This window comes from Streptomyces sp. NPDC051172 (assembly GCF_040682555.1).
In the GTDB taxonomy this organism is placed as follows: Bacteria; Actinomycetota; Actinomycetes; order Streptomycetales; family Streptomycetaceae; genus Streptomyces.
Genome location: NZ_JBFBBE010000267.1, coordinates 1 through 2,929 on the forward strand (window position 1 = coordinate 1; position 2,929 = coordinate 2,929).

1 protein-coding gene and 3 pseudogenes are annotated in these 2,929 nt (G+C 65.0%); all 4 read left to right on the forward strand.

What is annotated here, in order from left to right; translation table 11 throughout:
- Positions 1-309 precede the first annotated feature (309 nt).
- Positions 310-928, forward strand: a pseudogene (locus AB0N07_RS50150) (IS5 family transposase); the annotation flags it as partial.
- Between the two features lie 56 nt (positions 929-984).
- Complete coding sequence (locus AB0N07_RS50155; protein WP_365847574.1) at positions 985-1,644, forward strand: formylglycine-generating enzyme family protein; 660 nt, start codon at positions 985-987, stop codon at positions 1,642-1,644.
- Between the two features lie 228 nt (positions 1,645-1,872).
- A pseudogene (locus AB0N07_RS50160) lies at positions 1,873-2,342 on the forward strand (transposase family protein).
- A 308-nt stretch (positions 2,343-2,650) separates the two neighbouring features.
- Positions 2,651-2,839 (forward strand): annotated as a pseudogene (locus tag AB0N07_RS50165) (VOC family protein); the annotation flags it as partial.
- Between the last annotated feature and the right edge of the window lie 90 nt (positions 2,840-2,929).

A 2,929-nucleotide genomic window follows, 5' to 3' on the forward strand; every position in this document is an offset into this window, starting at 1 on the left:
CCGCATAGGTTTTGAGCGAACCGTTTCCGGGGCCGCTCCTTGCCTTACTTGCCTCGCCCCGGGATAGGCTGCCTGACCTGCGTGAAGTGCCCACTGACCCTAGATAAACCGGGATGTCGGTGAGAAGCAACGGTGTCATACCGGTGGTCCTCCCAGCCGGCACTGACAACGGCCCGGATCGACGAACGCCGTCGGCGGACACGATCAAAGCCACCGGGGCCAATCGACTCGTTCACGACGAGCCTCAAAGATCGCTGCCTGGGGCCAGAAGACTCGTTCCCGTGGGGCCAGTTGACTCGTTCGAGGCCATGGCGCCGACTGCGGGACTGGACCGAGGCCGGGGTCTGGCCGCGTTTGCAGGCAACACTCCTCAGCGAACGGCGGAAGGCGGGCCTGCTGGTGATGGACGACTGCGCGGTCGACGGCTCCCACGTCAGGTCTCTCAAAGGGGGGACCATGTCGGACCGTCTCCGGTCGACCGCGGCCGCCCCGGCTCCAAGCACCAGGTGCTCGTCGACCGCCGCGGCACCCCGCTCGCTGTGTCGCTGACCGTCGGGAACCGGCACGACGTCACCCAACTGATCCCCCTTCTCGACGCGATCCCACATAATTCGAGGACTGTGGGGTCGGCCCAGGAACAAGTCCAAGCGGCTGTACGCCGACCGCGGCTACGACTACGACAAGTACCGCCGCCTGCTTTGGAAGCGCGGCATCAAGCCCCTCATCGCCCGCCGCGGCATCGCCCACGGTTCGGGCCTGGGCGGGATCCGGTGGGTGGTCGAGCGTACCTTCCGCCTGGCTCCATCAGTTCAAACGTCTCCGCATCCGCTACGAACGCAGAGCGGACCTCCACCAAGCTCTGCTGGCACTGGCCTGCAGCATCATCTGCCTCCGCCGCCTCGTCAGTTCCCTTCAGAAAGATCACTAGAGCGAGTGAAAGCGCAGGTAAGGTGGCCTGTTGTGGACACGAGGGCAGGAAACGCAATGGTTGCCGTCCCGCCGGGACGGGTGACACTGTCGGACCGGCGGACGCAGAGCAGTTGGCCGGTCGAGGTTGCACCGTTCCAGATGTCAGCGTTCCCTGTCACGCAGTCGTGGTACGCACAGGTCACCGGTCAGCGGCCGAGTAGCACCCAAGGCGACCAACTGCCCGTGGAGGGCGTTTCGTGGTGGGACGCAGTCCAGTTCTGCAACGCGTTGTCCCAGCGCGACGGGCTGACGCCAGCCTATCAACTCCATGTCGACTCTGCCGCAGCCGAATGGGATACCTCCGCAGACGGGTACCGGCTGCCGACCGAGGCCGAATGGGAGCATGCCTGTCGTGCGGGTACCACCGGCCCGCGATACGGCCGACTCGACGAGGTCGCCTGGCACCAGGGCAACTCGGGTGGCCAGATCCATCCTGTTGGCGGCAAGCAGCCCAACGCATGGGGCCTATACGACATGCTGGGCAATGTGTGGGACTGGTGTTGGGACGTTTACGACGCCGAGGTCTATGGCACCTATCGCGTGCTCCGTGGTGGTGGATGGGCCGACGAGCAATGGAGCTGCCGGGCGTCGGTGCGGCGGCGCAGCCACCCGACCTTCCGGATCGACGACGTGGGATTCCGCATCGTGCGCTCCATACCGCTGAGTCGGCCGTGACGGTTTCATTCTGAATCGGTCAGTCAGAGAAGACCCGCCTCGGCACTCGTGAAGTTGGAAAACGCTCCTTGCCTACCTGCGGTGCGGGGACACCTACGCCCAACTCGCCGCCGGTTCGGCGTCGGTCTCGAGACCGTGTATCGCTACATACACGAAGCTGTTGACGTCTTGGCCGCCATTGCCCCGCCCCTGGCCTCAGCGGTGATCACAGCGCACAGGAAGGCGTTCGTGCCCCTGGACGGCACGCTCCTGTCGATCGAGCAGATCGCTGTCGACCGGCCGTTCTACTCGGGGAAGCACACAATGCACGGCATGAATGTGCAGGTCATCACCGACCCGAAGGGCCGTCTCCTGTGGGCTTCACCGGCCCTTCCCGGTGCCGTCCATGACGTCCGGGCGGCTCGCGAGCACGGCATCATCGCCGCTCTCACCGAGGCCGGCATCACCTGCTGCTGGGCGGACAGGCCTACCAGGGCGCAGGCGGCGCGGTACGCGTCCCTTACCGCGGCCGATGGGACCGCCTGTCCACCGGCCAGCAGGCCGTCAACCGATCCCACGCGAAGATGCGGGCGCTGGTCGAACAGGCCGTCGCCACCCTCAAGTCCTGGCGGCTTCTCCGCGAGCTCCTCTGCTCGACGACCCGGATCACGAGCCTCGTCCAAGCGGTCCTCACCCTCCACCTGACCAGCTCAGGCTGAGGATGGAAAAGGCTCAGTACATCCCGTGGGTGACCTTGCCGCGCCCACGGGATGACCCGATTCCTTGCCGAGCTTGAGGACCAAAACCCCTCCTCAGGGGGTTGTCCCGCTTCAGATCTTGGTACGAAGGTGTATGGCCACGACTGGATCCTCGGGACCACTGGCGCGCTCCACCGCCACGGTCGCATCGTCGCGGACTGGCCGGTTTGATCACTTGGCGTCCAACGTAGCGGCGCACGACGGGAGGGGGCGGAGCCACCCGGGGTAATGAGCGGCAGAGCCCCAAGTCCCCTTGATACGGTGCCCAGATGTCAGCGATCAAGAAGTTCCAAGTCACCTTTGACTGCGCGGAACCTGAGCGTCTCGCTCGTTTCTGGTGCGAGGTGTTGGGATACGTCGTACCGCCACCACCCGAGGGGTTTGCCACCTGGGATGATTACAAGCGTTCGCAGCCACCTGAGGATCGGGGTTCATGGTTCGCCTGCATAGATCCCTCAGCCTCGATCCACCGCGTGATAGTCGGCCTGTGGACAGAGGAATAGGAAGAGGTGCCTGCTGACCTGCGATGATGGGAGTTCCTACGCTTC